15 protein-coding genes are annotated in these 17,034 nt (G+C 66.9%); 8 read left to right on the top strand and 7 right to left on the bottom strand.

Annotated elements, in window-relative coordinates; genetic code table 11:
• Nucleotides 1-220: 220 nt before the first annotated feature.
• The gene (locus tag CQW49_RS19890) at nucleotides 221-1,624 is read right to left on the bottom strand and encodes an outer membrane protein (RefSeq protein WP_003609558.1); all 1,404 of its coding nucleotides are present in this window, start codon (nucleotides 1,622-1,624) and stop codon (nucleotides 221-223) included.
• Between the two features lie 213 nt (nucleotides 1,625-1,837).
• On the opposite strand from CQW49_RS19890, the gene CQW49_RS19885 reads away from it, so the two are divergent.
• The 4 genes from CQW49_RS19885 to CQW49_RS19865 all read left to right on the top strand — a co-directional run bounded on the left by CQW49_RS19885 (nucleotide 1,838) and on the right by CQW49_RS19865 (nucleotide 6,455).
• Nucleotides 1,838-2,260, top strand: a complete 423-nt coding sequence (locus CQW49_RS19885; protein ID WP_003609559.1) for an MAPEG family protein — start codon at nucleotides 1,838-1,840, stop codon at nucleotides 2,258-2,260.
• 5 nt (nucleotides 2,261-2,265) lie between these two features.
• Nucleotides 2,266-2,832, top strand: a complete 567-nt coding sequence (locus tag CQW49_RS19880) for an NADPH-dependent FMN reductase (protein ID WP_003609560.1) — start codon at nucleotides 2,266-2,268, stop codon at nucleotides 2,830-2,832.
• A gap of 120 nt (nucleotides 2,833-2,952) precedes the next feature.
• Nucleotides 2,953-4,149, top strand: coding sequence for a glycosyltransferase family 4 protein (locus CQW49_RS19870; RefSeq protein ID WP_003609561.1), 1,197 nt, complete (start codon nucleotides 2,953-2,955; stop codon nucleotides 4,147-4,149).
• Between the two features lie 74 nt (nucleotides 4,150-4,223).
• The gene (locus CQW49_RS19865; protein WP_420845624.1) at nucleotides 4,224-6,455 is read left to right on the top strand and encodes an amylo-alpha-1,6-glucosidase; all 2,232 of its coding nucleotides are present in this window, start codon (nucleotides 4,224-4,226) and stop codon (nucleotides 6,453-6,455) included.
• Nucleotides 6,456-6,485: 30 nt separating this feature from the next.
• Here CQW49_RS19865 and CQW49_RS19860 read toward each other — a convergent pair whose 3' ends face one another.
• The gene (locus CQW49_RS19860; protein WP_003609566.1) at nucleotides 6,486-7,688 is read right to left on the bottom strand and encodes a caspase family protein; all 1,203 of its coding nucleotides are present in this window, start codon (nucleotides 7,686-7,688) and stop codon (nucleotides 6,486-6,488) included.
• 159 nt (nucleotides 7,689-7,847) lie between these two features.
• Between CQW49_RS19860 and CQW49_RS19855 the strand changes: the two genes are divergently transcribed.
• Nucleotides 7,848-8,360 (top strand): cupin domain-containing protein, encoded by a 513-nt coding sequence (locus tag CQW49_RS19855; RefSeq protein WP_003609567.1) that lies wholly within the window; start codon nucleotides 7,848-7,850, stop codon nucleotides 8,358-8,360.
• A gap of 603 nt (nucleotides 8,361-8,963) precedes the next feature.
• Nucleotides 8,964-10,742 carry an aspartate--tRNA ligase gene (gene aspS / locus CQW49_RS19850; protein WP_003609569.1) on the top strand — a complete coding sequence of 593 codons (1,779 nt, stop codon included), beginning with the start codon at nucleotides 8,964-8,966 and terminating at the stop codon, nucleotides 10,740-10,742.
• A gap of 277 nt (nucleotides 10,743-11,019) precedes the next feature.
• On the opposite strand, the gene CQW49_RS19845 is transcribed toward aspS, so the two are convergent.
• Entirely contained in the window at nucleotides 11,020-11,517 is a 498-nt protein-coding gene (locus tag CQW49_RS19845) for an RNA pyrophosphohydrolase (protein WP_003609571.1), read from the bottom strand.
• On the bottom strand, nucleotides 11,514-12,722 hold the full coding sequence (locus CQW49_RS19840) for a divergent polysaccharide deacetylase family protein (protein WP_003609573.1): 1,209 nt from the start codon (nucleotides 12,720-12,722) through the stop codon (nucleotides 11,514-11,516). The genes CQW49_RS19845 and CQW49_RS19840 overlap by 4 nt, the downstream gene beginning before the upstream one ends.
• A 203-nt stretch (nucleotides 12,723-12,925) precedes the next feature.
• Between CQW49_RS19840 and CQW49_RS19835 the strand changes: the two genes are divergently transcribed.
• Together CQW49_RS19835 and CQW49_RS25180 are read left to right on the top strand one after the other, a co-directional pair.
• Nucleotides 12,926-13,588, top strand: coding sequence for a sigma-70 family RNA polymerase sigma factor (locus CQW49_RS19835; protein WP_003609575.1), 663 nt, complete (start codon nucleotides 12,926-12,928; stop codon nucleotides 13,586-13,588).
• Between the two features lie 133 nt (nucleotides 13,589-13,721).
• Nucleotides 13,722-14,240, top strand: a complete 519-nt coding sequence (locus tag CQW49_RS25180) for a hypothetical protein (RefSeq protein ID WP_003609577.1) — start codon at nucleotides 13,722-13,724, stop codon at nucleotides 14,238-14,240.
• 311 nt (nucleotides 14,241-14,551) lie between these two features.
• On the opposite strand, the gene CQW49_RS19825 is transcribed toward CQW49_RS25180, so the two are convergent.
• The 3 genes from CQW49_RS19825 to CQW49_RS19815 form a co-directional block, all read right to left on the bottom strand.
• Nucleotides 14,552-15,463, bottom strand: coding sequence for a flagellin N-terminal helical domain-containing protein (locus CQW49_RS19825; protein WP_003609579.1), 912 nt, complete (start codon nucleotides 15,461-15,463; stop codon nucleotides 14,552-14,554).
• A 260-nt stretch (nucleotides 15,464-15,723) separates the two neighbouring features.
• The gene (gene fliP / locus CQW49_RS19820) at nucleotides 15,724-16,455 is read right to left on the bottom strand and encodes a flagellar type III secretion system pore protein FliP (protein WP_003609580.1); all 732 of its coding nucleotides are present in this window, start codon (nucleotides 16,453-16,455) and stop codon (nucleotides 15,724-15,726) included.
• Nucleotides 16,452-17,027 (bottom strand): flagellar basal body-associated FliL family protein, encoded by a 576-nt coding sequence (locus tag CQW49_RS19815; protein WP_003609582.1) that lies wholly within the window; start codon nucleotides 17,025-17,027, stop codon nucleotides 16,452-16,454. Before CQW49_RS19815 ends, fliP begins: the two co-directional genes overlap by 4 nt.
• Between the last annotated feature and the right edge of the window lie 7 nt (nucleotides 17,028-17,034).

The raw sequence follows: 17,034 nt of genomic DNA, 5'->3' as shown, positions 1-17,034 counted from the left end.
CACAAGCTCGGCAGTAGCAAAAACGGAGACTTTGACGAAAAGACCCCGGAACCGCCACAGTATAGCCGCCGCTGCAGGACGAACGCCAAGAAATTGTCGCGGTTTCTGCGGCCATGCTCGAGGCGGTCGACGAGCCGAGAAGTGCAGCGACGAAGCGATCCCTGAGCCGGCCCACGGCTCCGGGTCGCTTCGCCACGCTCGCGATGACGGCGCATTCGACTCAGAATTTATAGATCACCGCCGCGCGCGTCTTCCCCGTGGTGGGCCGCGCGTCGATCGACGATCCGAGCACCCCCGCATATTTGTCGTAGAAGCTGTGCAGATATTCGAGGCGCGCGCCGAGATGCGTCGTCAGCATCGTCTCGACGCCGCCGCCGAGCTGCACGCCCGAGAAGAGATGCGAGGTCTCTATGCCGCCGAGCCCCGCCGTCGTGAGCCGGCCATAGGTCTGCGTCCACCCGACCGTGCCGAACAGCAGCGTGCTTCCGAACAGACGCCCGGCGCGAGCGCGAATGGAATAATCCCAATCATAGGCGATCTGCGCATTCGCCGAGAAGCGCCGGAGCGTCACGCTCGCCGTGGACCGCGCGCCGCCGCCGCTGCCGTCGATCTCGACGCCGAGCACCGACCGCCCCCATTGATAATCATAACCGAGCAGCGCCCCGCCGACGCCGCCGGCGCCGCCGACGCCGTCGCCTGTCCAGGAGCCGGAGGTGAGCTTCGTCGAGCCGAAGGCGTAGCCGCCATGCGCGCCGATATGAGCGCCCGTCCAGCTCTCGGGCTGCGTGGAGCTCGCTGCGGCGAGGCCGACCGGCAGCCCGCTCCAATCGCCCATCTCGAAAGGCTTGAGGATCAGCCCGACGCGGGCGACGCCGCTCTCGAGCCGCGCATTGTAGCGCCCGCCGTCGAAATTGCGCTGTCCGAACAGGCTCTGCAGATATTCGGCGCGGCCATAGAGTCCGGCGGCGAGGCGCGTCTCGACGCCGACGCCGAATATCGCGCCCGTGTAGCGCACGTCGTCGCTGTCGCCGGTCGGATAGGTGAGCTTGGTGATCGCCTGCGTGACGCCTGCCGTCGCATAGACCAGCGTGTCCTCGGAGGCGAGCCCGCCGAGCCGCCCGCGCAAGGCCCATGACGCCGCTTCCCGGAACGTCACATCGACGCCGGACAAATAGGCCGATGTACTCTTGAGATTGCCGTCTGCGGCAATGCCCGCGACGACGGAGCCGAATCGATAATCGAAGCCCGCCGTCACGCCGCCGGCGACGCCCGACATGCCGACGCCGCTGAATGTCGCCGCATTGGGAATGGCGAGCGGCGTGATCGCCCAGCCCGATCCGATCGTCGCGCCGACATGAAAGCCGGTCCATAACGGCGCCGACAAGGCGGCATGCGCCGCATCGACGCCGACGAGCGGCGCGCTCGCCGCCATCGGTATCGAGCCGGTCACATCCTCATTCGAGCGATAGCCCTTTCGCCCGCGCGAGGTCGACGGCTGACCGCCGCTGCGGCTCTCCAGAATCGGAGCTTTGGGCGGCTCGTTGTAGCGCGTGGGCGAGCCTGCTGACGCCGCGCCGGCGAACAGAAGACCGAGCGCGGTCGAAACCAATAATCTTCTTATCATAATCTTAATTCCCCCGAGCGGAGACGCCACTATTCAGGGGGCATGGTTAAGAGTTCGTAAGCCACCTCACGTAAGCGCCGGCCGCGGAGGACGAGCGAAGCCGTCTCGCCGATCGCCCCCGGGAGACGTAGCGGGCTTTTCCGCAAGGGCGCAGATGGCGTAAGAGGTCGTCGCTCAGCTTCCGTCGTTCCGATGAATTCATGGAGAAAGACATTGCGGCACAGCCCCCTCCTCGCTCCGATCATCGCTCTCGTGCTCTGGACCTTCGTCATGTGGGCGTGGCTCTATACGACGCGCATTCCCGCGCTGCGTAAAGCGCGCGCGAAGCTCGATCCGCAGCAGACCAAGGAGGAGTTCAACGCGCAAATTCCCGCGCCGACGCGCTGGAAGGCGGACAATTACAATCATCTCCACGAGCAGCCGACGTTGTTCTACGCCGTCGCTCTCACGCTCGCTATGCTCGGGGCCGACGGGTTGGTCGATATCGCGCTCGCCTGGAGCTATGTCGCGCTGCGCATCTCGCATAGCCTCGTGCAATCGACCACGAACATCATCATGCGCCGCTTCGTTCTGTTCGTCATGGCCTCGCTCGTCCTCTTCGCGCTGACCATCCGCGCGGCGCTGCTCGTGCTCTAGCGCTCATGGCGGAGACGAATCGCCTCTCGATCGTTCTGATCAACGGAAGCCTGCGCGCCAAATCGATCAATGGCGCGGTCGTCGCGACCGCTGCGGCGCTGGCGCCTCCCGGCGTGAACGCCCTCGTTTATCGCCGGCTCGGCGAGCTGCCGCATTTCAATCCCGACGACGACCGCGACCCGCTTCCCGAGACGGCGGCCGAGCTGCGCGCACTGCTTCGCGGCGCGAGCGCCGTCCTGCTCTCCACGCCGGAATATGCGGGCTCGCTGCCGGGAAGCTTCAAGAACCTGCTGGACTGGACCGTCGGCGGCGGCAGCCTCTATCGCCTGCCGGTCGCCTGGATCAATCCTGCGGCGCGGGGCCGCGCGCGCGACACTTATGCCGCGCTGCGCATCGTGCTCGACCGCGCCGGCGTCGACATCGTCGAATCCGCCTGCGCGGACATTCCCGTCTCGCAAGAATCCGTCGGCGACGATGGCCTCATCGCCGACGACGGCATTCGATCGGCGATCGCGGGAGCGATGCGCGCGCTCGCCGACGCGGCGCTCCGGCGTGAAAACGCCGCGCTCTAGAACCGACGCGGGACGCCGAAGCTGTCCGACATCTCGGCGCAGCCGGCGCCGTTTGGAACTTTCGTGGCGATCGAGAGTTGACCTTTGCGGGGAGCGAGAGGCGTCGAAACGAGTGCAAAAATGCCGTCGCAGCAATGGCGTGGCCCCATCGAGACAATTCCGTCGACATCTCTTCCGTTGAAGATCGCGCAGATCGCGCCGCTCATCGAGAGCGTGCCGCCTCGGCTCTATGGCGGCACCGAGCGCGTCGTCTCCTATCTCACCGAGGAGCTCGTCGCGCAGGGCCATGACGTGACCTTGTTCGCGAGCGGGCGCTCGATGACCTCGGCGAAGCTCATTCCCTGCTGCGATCTACCGCTGCGACAGAAGGGGGCGCCCGATCCTCTGCCGCATTATCTCGCCATGCTCGACAAAGCGCATGGCATGGCGGCGCAGTTCGACATTCTGCATTTTCATATCGATCAGCTGCAATTCCCTCTGTTCCGCGACCTCGCGTCGCGCACGCTCACCACTCTCCATGGACGCCAGGATCTTCCCGACCTCGAGGAATTCTACACGCGCTTTCCGCAAATGCCGCTCGTCTCCATCTCCGACGCGCAACGGCGGCCGGTTCCGCACGCCAATTTCATCGGCACCGTGCCGAATGGATTGCCGCTCGATCTGTTTGCGCCGACGCTCGACCCGCGCGGCGGCTATCTCGCCTTTCTCGGCCGCGTCTCGCCGGAGAAAGGCTTGGATCACGCCATCGCCATCGCCTCCGCCGTCGGCCTGCCGCTCAGAATCGCGGCGAAGATCGACCGTCCCGATGCAGAGTATTTTCATAACGTGATCGAGCCGCTGCTCGCTCCGCCGATGATCGACTATGTCGGCGAGATCGACGATCGGCAGAAGAGCCGCTTTCTCGGCGAGGCGCGCGCGCTGCTGTTTCCGATCGAATGGCCGGAGCCCTTCGGCGTCGTGATGATCGAGGCGATGGCCTGCGGAACGCCGGTGCTCGCCTTCCGTCGCGGCTCCGTTCCCGAGGTCGTCGACGAGGACGTCACCGGCTGCCTCGTCGACACGGTGAGCGAGGCGATCGCCGCGCTCGGCCGCGTGCTCGCGCTCGACCGCGCGCGCGTGCGCCGCCGCTTCGAGACGCGCTTCTCGGCCGCGCGCATGGCGAGGAATTATGTCGCGCTCTATCGACGCCTGCTCGGCGCGTCGGGGGCGCGGCCGCGGGCGGAGCAGCCGATCCTCCTCGCTTCCGATCGATTTCCCAATCGATTGGAGGACGGGCTCGAGCGGCGTCTCACGCATCCAGCGCGCCTATCGATGTGAGCCACTGAGGCGAGACCCCGAAACGTGACGAGGCCGCGCCCGTGACTTCCGGCAAAGAGCGAAGCTCCGAACACATCAGCGCCACGCCGGACGCCGACGGCGGCGGCGGCGATCCGCAGCCGCGCGAGCTGCAATTCTACATTCCCGCGACCGGGCCGCCGTCGCGCCCGCGCCGCACGCTGAAGCATGACGACACATTCGCCGTCTTCGACAGCCATGGCGACATAGGCGCGACCGCCGGCGGGCCGGACGGGCTCTTCGATCACGACACGCGCTATCTCTCGCATCTCGAGCTCTTGATCGACGGCGCCCAGCCTCTACTGCTCGATTCGGCGATCCGCGACGACAATCTGAGCTTTTATGTCGATCTCACCAATCCCGACATCTTCATCGACGGCAAGATCGCGCTGTTGAAAGATTCGGTCTATGTCTCGCGAACCATTTATCTGAAGGACGGCTCGCTGCGCGAGCGGCTCGAAGTGTCCAATCAGAGCGCCGAGGAGGTGCGGCTCAATCTCTCCATCGCTTTCGCCAATGATTTCGCCGACATCTTCGAAGTGCGCGGCGTGCGGCGCGCGCGGCGCGGCGCCGCCTGGGCGCAGACGCTCGCGGCGGGCGCCGTCGCGCTCTATTATCGCGGACTCGACGGCGTGCTGCGCGAGACCGCCCTCTCCTTCGAGCCGGACCCGTCGCTGCTCGTCGACAGCGTCGCCACCTATTCGCTGCAGCTCGCGCCGCGCCAGGCGCGCACCATCTTCCTCACCGCGGCGAGTCGCGGCCGCCTGCCGAAATCGACGCAATCCTTCTTCAACGGCCTCACCGGACTGCATCGCGAGCTCGCCGCCTCGACGCGCGATTGCGCGCATGTCGAGACCTCCGATCCGACGCTCAACGCCATTCTCTGGCGCTCGACCGCCGATGTGCGCATGCTGCTGACCAAGACGCCGGAAGGCCTCTACCCTTACGCCGGCATTCCCTGGTATTCGACCTCTTTCGGGCGCGACGGCGTCATCACCGCGCTGCAGATGCTGTGGTTCGATCCGTCGATCGCCATCGGCGTGCTGAAGCGCCTCGCCGCTCATCAGGGCCTCGGCTTCGACACGCGTTCCGACTGCGAGCCGGGCAAGATCTTGCACGAGATGCGCGGCGGCGAGATGGCCGCGCTCGGCGAGATTCCCTTCGGCCTCTATTACGGCTCGGTGGATTCCACTCCGCTCTTCGTCGTGCTCGCCGGCTATTATGCGCGCCGCACCGGCGATCTCGCGCTCATCGGCGAGCTATGGCCGGCGATCGAGCGGGCGCTCGCCTGGATTGCCGGTCCCGGCGATCCCGATGGCGACGGCTTCATCGAATATCAGCGCCACACCGAGAAGGGCCTCGTCAATCAGGGCTGGAAGGATTCGCATGATTCCGTGTTCCATGCCGACGGACGTCTCGCCGAAGGCCCGATCGCGCTGGTCGAGGCGCAGGCCTATGTCTACGCCGCGCGAAGACTCGCCGCCTCCCTCGCGCGCCGGCTCGGCATGGAGGCCCGCGCCGGAGAGCTCGCGCACGAGGCCGAAGTGTTGCGCGAGCGCTTCGAGGACGCTTTCTGGTGCGAGGAGATCGGCACCTACGCGCTCGCGCTCGACGGCGAGAAGAAGCAATGCAAGGTGCGCACGAGCAACGCCGGCCATGCGCTCTACGCCGGCATAGCGCGCGCCGACCGCGCCGAGCGCGTCGCCGCCGGCCTGCTCGACACCAGCTTCTTCTCCGGCTGGGGATTGCGCACGGTGGCGCGCGGCGAGAGCCGCTATAATCCGATGTCCTATCACAACGGCTCGATCTGGCCGCATGACAACGCCATCATCGCTCATGGCCTCGGCCGCTATGGCTTCAAGAAAGGCGTGGCGCTGGTGTTCGAATCGCTGGTGCGCGCGGCGAGCTATATGGAGGCGCGCCGCATACCGGAGCTCTATTGCGGCTTTCGTCGCCGGCGCGGGCGCGGACCGACGCTCTATCCTGCCGCCTGCTCGCCGCAGGCCTGGGCGGCGAGCGCGCCCTTTCTGCTGATCCAGACCATGCTCGGCCTCGAATTCGATCTCGAGGCGCGGCAGATCCGCTTCGTCAATCCGGATGTGCCGGGCTTCGCCGGCGAGATCGTGCTGCGCAATCTCTCGCTCGGCGACGCGCGCGTCGACATCGCTCTGCGCCAGGACGAACGCTCGGCGATCTCGCTGCATGTGCTGCGCACGGTCGGCGACGTGCAAGTGTCGCTGGTGTTCGACCCGGATGTGCGCGACCATCCGCTGACGGCGCGGGGGTGAAGCGCTCGGCGCAGCTGAAGCGCAACGCACTCAGAGTTGCTTGCAGCACCTGATCCACGGCCGCCGTCCCTTGACGCCGCTCTTCGCCCAGCCGATCTCGCCCGTGTCCACGACGCGCACGCGCCACCAGCCGTCGGCGCGCTCGGCGAGCACCTCGAGCAAGGTTCCGTTCGGCATTTTTCGCAGGCGCACGCCCTCGCCGCCGCTCGGCGCCGAGCGCAGAGCGAGCCAATCATCGGGCGGCATGACGTCGGCGACATAGTGATAGCGCGCAGCACCCGCGCCGAAATCCGGTTCGGCCGGGTGGCGCGGCTCGGCGGCGGCGCGCAGCCGATCGCGCTCACGCCGCGCCGTCTGCGTATAGGGGCCGCTCGGATATTTGGCGATGAAGGCGTCGAAGGCGGACAGATCGCCGCGCGCCGTCGCCGCGGCGAATTCGCTCTGCTCGGCGTCGATGACCGCGGCCGAGGAAACGGCGAGCGGCAAGGTGTCGCCGCCGAGCGATCCGCTGATGAACGGAATCTGGCGATTGCCGGTCGCGCGCAGCACCGCGTCGCGCGTCTTGCCGAGCGCGATGCGAATATCGAGCTGCGGCAGCATCAGATTATCGAGCAGCGCCGTCGTGAACGGACTATGCGCGCCGTCGCCGTCGGAGGCGGTCGCGCCCGGCGCCGTCGCGAAAGCGACCAGCGTATCGGAAATGTCGAGCTTCGGCGCGGCGAGGCCACGCCCGACGGCGCGCGCGCCGCCGGTGATGGAGCGCATACGCGCGGCGAACGGATTGTCGCGGCAGGCGTCGAGAATGACGAGCTTGAGGCGCTTGACCGGCTCCAGCAGCCGCAGGATGCGGTCGAGCTCGACCGCCTCGGCCTCGGCGTCCTCCGCATATTTCAGCTCGGCGTCGATCGGGACGAGGAAGTTGCGTCCGCCGATCTCGACGCCGTGCCCGGCGTAGAAGACGACGGCGACATCGGCGCCCGCGGCGCGCAGCGCGAAATCGCGGACGGCCTCGTTCATCTCGCGAAAGCCGACGTCGGTGCGGATCGTCACATCGTCGAACGCGCCGCGCAGCATGGCGGCCATGGCGGCCGCGTCGCTCGGCGGGTTGGCGAGGCCGGCGACGGTGCGATAGGCCCCATTGCCGATGACGAGCGCGACGCGGCGTTGCGCCAGAGCGGGGGTCGCAGCCGCGATGCAGAGGAAGAGGATTGCGAATAGACGCGGCGAGCGCATGACGACGATCCCCGAATGAACAGCGCGCGACCATAGCGCGTCGGCAGGCGCAGCTGAAGCCGTCACGGCGCCCCATGGAACCGGCGCGCCCGATCGGCGTTGTCTCGCGGAAGCGGCGCCGTTCCCGCAGCGTCGCGAAGTTGCGCGTGGAGGATCGTCATGGCGGCGCGTTCGCTCGTCAATTTTGTATTGGCCATCGTCATCGTCCTCGCGGTCGCGGGGCTCGGCGCAAACGCGCAGGCGCGACAGGCCAAGGCCGCGCACACCGTGCAGGGCTTTATCGGCGACATCGCCAAAGCGACCAAGAGAAACGCCGATTTCCGACACGTGCTCTACACCGGCAAGCATCTTCAACTCGTGCTGATGTCGCTCGATCCGGGCGAAGACATAGGCGAGGAGACGCATCGGGACGTCGATCAATTCTTCCGCATCGAGGAAGGACGCGGCGAGGTCGTGATCGAGGGCCGCAAGACCCGCGTCGAGGGCGACGACGCGATCCTCGTTCCCGCCGGCGCGAAGCACAATATCGTCAACACCGGCCGCGAGCCCTTGCGCTTCTATACGATCTACGGCCCACCTGAGCACGAGGACCGCACGGTCCATGTGACGAAGCGCGACGCGGCGAAAGCGAAAGAGCGCTTCGACGGCAAGACGACGGAGCCCGCGCGATAGAGCGCGTTCCGATCGAACGGAATCGTTCGATCGATCAGAATTCGCTCGAAAGAAAGAACTCTAGAGCGCTATCCGATCCAATTGGATCGGATAGCGCTCTAGCCGCTGCGGCCCCGGTCTCGCGCGCCCCTTGACAATAACGGATTTAATTCCTATTCTCTTCCCGCTTCCGCCGCATGGGGCGCCATCCGAAGGGTCGGGCGGCGTCGGCGGGGCGCGGTTCGCGGGGACGGGAGGCGACCCTCTCTCGATCTTCGCGACGCCACGTCGCCGGCGCTGGTCTTCCTTCGTGCGGAAGCCTTTGAAAAAAGGCGCGGACCAGGCCGAATATCCGAGGGTGGCGCGGGGATAGACTACCCGAAAGGGGAAAACAACCCTGGCCCCGGAGGCGGCGAACAGCAGAAAAGGCGACCGTGGTCCGGAACGCTCGAGGCTCCGACCAATCTTCCTCTTTTCGCGGCCCGCAGCGGCGCCGCGGCGTTCCGGACCTCCCATCCCCCGCGCCGGAGACGGCGGCGGGAGCGCCCGCGTGTCTTGACACCGCCCCTTCGCCCTGCGTTTCTCCCCGGCTAGAACCTCCCTCCTGTTCGAGACCAGACGCCCATGCATCGCTATCGTTCGCATAATTGTGGAGAGCTTCGCGAGGCCGACGCCGGCCAAAAGATCCGGCTCTCCGGCTGGTGCCACCGCATTCGTGACCATGGCGGCGTGCTGTTCGTCGATCTGCGCGACCATTACGGCCTCACCCAATGCGTCGTCGATCCCGACTCTCCCGCCTTCAAGGACGCCGAGAAGCTGCGCTCCGAATGGGTGGCGCGGCTCGACGGCGAGGTGCGCAAGCGCCCCGCCGGCACCGAAAATCCGGACATGCCGACCGGTCTCGTCGAGGTCTATGTGACCGAGATCGAGGTGCTCGGCCCGGCCGCCGAGCTGCCGCTGCCGGTGTTCGGCGACCTGCCCTATCCAGAGGAGACGCGGCTGCGCTACCGCTTCCTCGATCTGCGCCGCGAGAAGCTGCACGCCAATATCATGCTGCGCGGCGCCGTCATCGATTCGCTGCGCCGGCGCATGAAGGAGCGCGGCTTCTTCGAGTTCCAGACGCCGATTCTCACCGCCTCCTCGCCGGAGGGCGCACGCGACTTCCTCGTGCCCTCGCGCATGCATCCGGGCAAGTTCTATGCGCTGCCGCAGGCGCCGCAGCAGTTCAAGCAGCTGTTGATGGTGGCCGGCTTCGACCGCTATTTCCAGATCGCGCCGTGCTTTCGCGACGAGGACGCGCGCGCCGACCGCAGCCCCGGCGAGTTCTACCAGCTCGACGTCGAGATGAGCTTCGTCACGCAGGAGGACGTCTTCGCCGCGGTGGAGCCGGTGCTGCGCGGCGTGTTCGAAGAGTTCGGCGAGGGCAAGCCGGTGACGCAGGTCTTTCCGAAGATCGCCTTCCGCGACGCCATGCTCAAATATGGCTCGGACAAGCCGGACCTGCGCAATCCGCTGATCATCGCCGACGTGAGCGCGGAATTCGCGCGCGACGATGTGAGCTTCAAGGCGTTCAAGGGCAAGGTGGTGCGCGCCATTCCGGCGCCGGGCGCCGCCGCGCAGCCGCGCAGCTTCTTCGACAAGCTCAATGATTGGGCCCGCTCGGAAGGCGCGCCGGGCCTCGGCTATATCATCTTCGACGAGGAGAATGGCGCGCTCGTCGGCAAGGGGCCGATCGCCAAATTCATTCCGCCGGAGGCGCTGGCCGCGCTCGCCGCCAAGGGCGGCGTGAAGGCCGGGGACGCTCTGTTCTTCTCCGCCGGAGAGGAGCTGAAGGCGGCCAAGCTCGCCGGCGCCGCGCGTCTGCGCATCGGCTCGGAGCTCGGCCTCTGCAAGACCGATGTGTTCGAGTTCTGCTGGATCGTCGACTTCCCGATGTACGAGTGGAACGAGGACGACAAGAAGATCGACTTCTCGCACAATCCCTTCTCGATGCCGCAAGGCGGGCTCGAGGCGCTGGAGACGAGGAACTCGCTCGATCTTCTCGCTTTTCAATATGACATCGTCTGCAACGGCATCGAATTGTCGTCCGGCGCGATCCGCAACCATCGCCCCGACGTCATGAAGAAGGCCTTCGAGATCGCCGGCTATGGCGAGGAGGTGCTGCTCGAGAAATTCGGCGGCATGTATCGCGCCTTCCAATATGGCGCCCCGCCGCATGGCGGCATCGCGCCGGGCGTCGACCGCATCGTGATGCTGCTGGCCGGCGAGGAGAATTTGCGCGAGGTGGTGCTGTTCCCGATGAATCAGCGCGCCGAGGATCTGCTGATGGGGGCGCCCTCCGAGGCGACGCCGAAGCAGCTGCGCGAGCTGCACATCCGCCTGAACCTGCCGGAGAAGGGCTGAAGCCTTACACCCCACCCCTTCCGACGAAGGCCGCGGCGCCGGCCGCCCCCTCTCTCCGCACGCGGAGAGGTGGGGAGCCCGGCGGGCTGGCGAGACTGTGAAGCGCGCCGCGAGCTCTCCTGGCCCCTCACCTCACCTCTCCCCGCACGCGGGGAGAGGAGGCGGCCGGCGCCATTGGTCGCTTCCTAGGCGCGAGCGCGGCGCGAAAACTTATCCCCAGGCGCAGGATCGCAGTCATGATCCGCGCATGATCGTGAAGCGACAACGCCGCTCCGCCCTACTCCGCGCCGAGATGGGCGAAATCCTCCACCACGCGCTCATAGACCGCGCGCTTGAACGGCACGATCAGCTCCGGCAGGCGCGACGGCGCCTCCCAGCGCCAGGCGTCGAACTCCGGCTCATGCGCACCGCCGGCGGGTCGCTCGATGTCAATCTCCGACTCCTCGCCGAGAAAGCGCAGCGCGAACCATCTCTGCGTCTGCCCGCGATATTTGCCGGTCCAGCGCTTCATCGCCTCGGGCGGCAGATCATAGCTGTACCAGTCGCGCGCCTCGCCGAGCAGCGCGACGCTGGTCACATTGGTCTCCTCGTGCAATTCGCGCAGCGCCGCGGCGAAAGGCTCCTCGCCCTCGTCGATTCCGCCTTGCGGCATTTGCCATTCATGATCGATGGCGACGGGATCGGAGCGCTTGGCGCGCCGCCGCCCGACAAAGGCGCGGCCGCGCCGGTCCAGCAGCATCACGCCGACGCAAGGGCGGTACGGCAATTCGCTCATTTGGCTCGTCCCGCGCGCGCCTCCGACACATCCACCCGCCCCGCCAGCGCGCTCACCGGGACAAGGGCGATTCCTCGCCGCTCGAGATCGCGGGCGAAATGCGAGAGCCGCGCGATAACGCCCGGCAGCGCCTCGGCGACGGCGATCGCCTGGCCGTTGCGGCGGGCCAGCGCCTCGAGCTGCGTGAGCTGCGCGTCGATCTCCTGCGGCTTCGCCCGCGCATCGATCGCGGCGTCGGCGCGCGCCGACGCGAGCCCGAGCCCGGACGCGAGGCTCGGCGCCAGCGAGCGCGGCGAGGCCCCGTCATCGATATAGAGCAGGCCGCGCGCGGCGATGTCCGCCAGCACCGGGCGCAGAGCCCCGGCCTCGGCGGTGAAGCGCGCGCCGAGGAAATTGACGACGCCGACATAGCCGGTGAAACGGCTCATCAGCCAATGCAGATCGCCGAGCGCGTCGGAGCCGGCGCGCAGCGTATGCGGCCCCGGATTCTCGACCGGGAAATCGTAAGGCTCCATCGGCGCATGCAGCAAAATCTCATGGCCGCGGGCGCGGGCGCGAGCGGCTGTCGCCTCGACGGCGGCGCCATAGGGCGCGAGCGCCAACGTCACCGCGGCGGGCAGCTCGTCGATGGCCCTGTCGGACAGGCGCGCATTGAGCCCCACTCCGCCGACGACGAGCGCGATGCGCGGCGCGCCGGCGGGCAGGCGCGCGGAGAGATCGGCGGGGCGCGCATAGACGTCCATCGGCTTGGCGCCATCCGCGCCGATGCGCGGCAGCAGCCCGTCGCTCGTCTTCTCGACGAGTCGCTTGTCGGGCGCCGGAGCGAGCTCGGGCCCGCTCTCCTCTATTTTTATGACGAGCGCGCCGGGCGCGTCGCCGCCGCCCCCACGCGTCACCTTCACGCCGGAGAAGCGCTCCATCTCGGCGATGGCCGCCGCATTACGCTCGGCCTCGGTCGGAGGCGGCGCCGGCGCGACGGGCTCCACGGGCGGCGCCTCGACGATCTTCGGCGGCTCGATCGTCTCGATGCGTGCGACGGCGAAGGGCTGGCCGTCGCCGCCGATCCTCGGCGCGACGAGCGCCGCCGCGACCGCAACGGCGCCGAGCGTCCCGGCGACGGCGAGCAGCGCGCCGCGCCCTCTTCCCGGCGCCCGCCGTGGCTCTTCCCCGCCGACGCCCAGCGGCTGGTTCAATTCGTCGGTCATCTCGTCCCCGGCCGCTGCTCGAAGCGGCGCCCCGATCGGCGAATCAGGCGGCGCCCGCCTCATTCTGGGCGTTCACGAAGCGCGCGTCGAGCGCCGTTCTCGGCGTTTCTGCGGCCGCGCGGCCGGCTCGATGCGGCCCCGTCCTTGCCGCGTCCCTGCGAGCCGAAAGGCGACGTTCCAGTTTCGAACGAAAGCTTTGTCCAATGCGGGATTCGCGCGAACGAGACCACACGCCCGCGTCATTCCGACGCGAGCAGGCCGCCCTGCTCTCTCGCGAGCGCCGACGCAAAGGCGCGGCGCGCATCTTCGCGCCCGCTCCGCGCGTGCGTGAATGGCGCGAAGAGAATGACGAGCGCGCCTCTCCCGCGACGGCGCGCCTCCGCGCCGAAATGGTGCGCGCCATGCCGCAGCTGCGCGCGCTCGCGCTATCATTATGCAGCGATCCCGATCACGCCGACGATCTCGTGCAGGAAGCGGTGGCGCGCGCGCTCTCGCGATTGGCTCTCTTCGAGGAAGGCACCAATCTCGTCGGATGGCTGTTCACCATATTGCGCAATTTCTACTACAGCGATTATCACAAGCGACGACGCGAGACCGCCGATCCCGACGGCCGCCATGCGGCGACGCTCGTCGACGCGCCGACGCAGGAGCATCTCGTCGAGCTGCTGCAGGTCGATCGCGTGCTGGCGCGGCTGCCGGCAGAGCAGCGCGAGGCGTTGACGCTCGTCGCCGTCGGCGGCTGCACTTATGAAGAAGCGGCGCTCATCTGCAAATGCCCTGTCGGCACTGTGCGCAGCCGCATCAGCCGCGCGCGTGGGGAGCTCACACGCGTCCTCGTCGAGGCGCATGATGCGCCGAGCGGATGACGACGAAAATTTTCATCGAATTTGCGGAACCGGAAGCGCGGCCGACCGGTTCTAGCAAGGATGAGCCGAGGCTCCGCGCGCGGCGCAGGCTGGCCGCAGAGCTCGATCACGTCACAAGTCGAGGAGTTGAACGATGAACGCACTGTCCAAATTCGTGATCGCCGCCGCCGTCGGCCTCGCCGCTCCGCTGGCGCCGACCGGCGAAGCGCTCGCCGGACCGGTCGGAGCCGCGGCTTCCGCCGTCGCCTCCTTCGCGCAGCCCATCGAGCGCACGCATTATTCGGGCTATGGACATCGCCACCGCCAATTCGCGCCCTCTTATTCTCATTACAGGGCGCCACGCCCCTATCCCTATCACACCTATGCCTCGCCCTATCGCTATCACGGCTATCATTCGGCGTTCCGTGGGCGCGGCTTCGGCCTCGGCTCGGGATATGGCTATGGCTCGGGATATGGCTATGGCTATGGCTATGGCTACCGGCCTCAGTATCGCTCCGTCGCGCCGTCCTATTCCGCGGCGCCCGTGAGCCCTTATTTCACCGGCTATTCGGCGGCCGGAACCGTCTCCTACCCGGTCTATCGCGTCGACCATTACAAAGTGGACTATGCGAATCCGATGGTGACCTATCAATCCGGATGCTGCGGCTGGTGAGTTCCGCGCGAGAGGAGAGCGCATGATCGACGCCGGCCCGCGCTCGCGACGGGCCGGCGTCGCTCGCCGAACGATATTCCGATAATTTCGCGCGCGTTCAGAAGTCCAAACGAGACGCGCGACTTCTTGCAGCTTGCGCCAAGCGCCGCGCGGAGCGACCGTCTACCTCGCGCTCGGCGCGAATGACGCATTCGACTGGCCGCGCATCATCGCGCCGACGATCGACCGCGCGACGCCTTCGACGATTGACGCCACGAAAAAAGGCCGCGCCCGAAGGCGCGGCCCTCCCCGCTCTCGCGAACGAAAATGTCTTACTGGAACAGGCGCAGAATCTGCTGGCTGTTCTGATTGGCGATCGAAAGCGACTGCACGCCGAGCTGCTGCTGCGTCTGCAGGGCCTGCAGGCGGGTCGAAGCCTCGTTCATATCCGCGTCGATCAGCGAGCCGACGCCCTCTCCGAGCGAATCATTCAGCGTCTTGATGAAAGCGCCCTGGGCGTCGACGGACGTCTGCGTCGCGCCGATCTTCGCCGCATAGGTCGTGAGGTCGGCGATCACCTTATCGGCGTTCGACAGCGTGTCGGCGATGGCGGTCGCAGAGCCCACATCCGTCTCCGAGAGAGCCGTGAAGTCGGTCGCCGCGCTCGAGCCGGTCGCCTGCGCCGCCTCGAGAATGCCCGAGCCGGCCGCGACCGCCGGAGACGTCCCGCCGCCGCCGATCAGCGCGCTCGCCGCCAGATCGATGGTGTTGAGGCTCGACGCCGCCGTGCCATGCGACTCCGAGTAGGAAGCGATGAAGCTGTAGGAGCTGGCGGAGCCGTCGGTCAGATTGAGGCCGTTGAAATTCGCCGAGGTCACGATGCTGGACAGCTGATCGCTGAGGCCGGCGAGGGTGGTGCCGATCTTGGACGTGTCGGCGCCCGGCTGAGCCGCCTGCGCGACCTGCGTCTTGATGTTGTTGATCACCGAGATCGCATTGGTCACAGCCGCCGACGCCACGTTCAGCACGGAAGAGCTGACGGAGAGCGAGTCGCTGATCGTCGAGAGCACGCCGCGGTCCGACTGCATCGTCTGGGCATTGCCCCAAGTCGAGGCGTTGTCGGCGGCGCTGGAAACCTTGAGGCCGGTGGAGATCTCCTTCTGCGTGGTCGCGAGATTCTGCTGCGTGGAGCGCAGCGACTGGAGAGCGGTGATGGCGGAAGAGTTGGTGAGAATGCTGGCCATGACTCGTCGATCCTTGGATGGGGTGAACGCGACATCCCGGAAATTCACCGGCTCGACGGATGCGGCATCATGCCTTTGGGCCGCACGGCCCCAATCCGAAGCATTTTGTCTCGCGACCAGACCGCTGCGCGGCCGTGTCCTCGAGGACGCTCCGGTTATCTCACGTCAGTGGGGGAAAGCGCCACAATTCGAGGCAAATGCGCTTAATGAACACCTAAAAAGGCACGGATTATCGAAGAGTTGGAGAAAGCGCGCCGCGCTCAGCCGTAGGACCGGATGAGGCTGCCGACCAGCAGATTCCAGCCATCTATGAGGATGAAGAACAGGACTTTCACCGGCAGGGAAATGGCCGTCGGCGGCAGCATCATCATGCCCATGGACATGGTGACGACCGCGACGATCATATCGATCACGAGAAATGGCAGAACAATGAGAAACCCAATCTCGAAGCCGCGCCGCAGCTCCGAAATCATGAACGCCGGCGCCAGCACCTGCAGGCCGAGCTTGTCGTAGTCACCTGCCGGCCGCGGCTCGCGCGACAGGCTGTCGAACAGCTTGATGTCCTTCTCGCGCACATTGGCGATCATGAACTTGCGGAACGGCTGCGAGATTTTTTCGAACGCCTCGACCTCGGTGATCTTCTGATCCATCAGCGGCTTCAGCCCGTCCTGCCAGGCCGCTTCGAAGGTCGGCGCCATCACATAGAAGGTCATGAACAGAGCGAGGCTGATGAGCACGAGATTGGCGGGCGTGCTCTGCAAGCCGAGGCCGCTGCGCAGAAACGACAGAGCGATCGCAAAGCGAGTGAAGCTCGTCACCATGATGAGCAGGCCCGGCGCGATCGAGAGGACCGTCAGCACGGCGAGCAGCTGGACGATCTTTCCGCTCGCCGCTCCCCCACCCGCGGGCAGCAGCGCGTTGAGATCGAATCCCTCGGCCAGCGCACAGCCGGGAAGGAGGACGAGGGTGAGAAGGAGCGCGAGCCGTTTCATTGGACGACGAGGGCCTGAATGATGAGCTCGCGAACATGCCCTTCGGAACGAATCGCCGCGCGCTCCGATAAATCCTCATGCAATCGCCTCAGGCCGTCGGCGCCCTGGATCGAGGCGAGCGTCATCGTGCGCAGATAGGCCACTATGTCCGCCGTCACTTGCGACACCAGCATGTCGGGCTCCGGCAGCGCCGCCATATCGTAGATGATCGCCGCCTGCAGGCGCACCCAGCCGGCTTCCGACTCCGAAAGATTGGTGACGATCGGCGCGAGCTCCTTGAGCTTCCACTTCGGCGTCGGCGCGGGAGCCGGCGCCTCCTTGGCGCCGGCGGCGGAGCCATGGCCGCCGCCGTGACTTTTATTCGCGGGCTCGGCTGCCGGCTTGGCGGGCGCCGCGGCGCTCTCCTTGACTTCGTCGCCATGCGCCGGAGCCTGCGGCTTATCGCCGACGAGAGTCGATCCGAGGAAGACGCCCCCGCCGACTGCGAGCAGAGTGGCGACGACGAGCGCAACCACCGTCTGCATGGAGGACGACGACGGCGCGGGAGAGGACGAAGCGGACGGGCCGGCCAAGAGCAGC

The sequence above is a fragment of the Methylosinus trichosporium OB3b genome, assembly GCF_002752655.1.
Taxonomy (GTDB): Bacteria; Pseudomonadota; Alphaproteobacteria; order Rhizobiales; family Beijerinckiaceae; genus Methylosinus; species Methylosinus trichosporium.
This window is presented reverse-complemented; position numbering and strand designations above follow the sequence as displayed.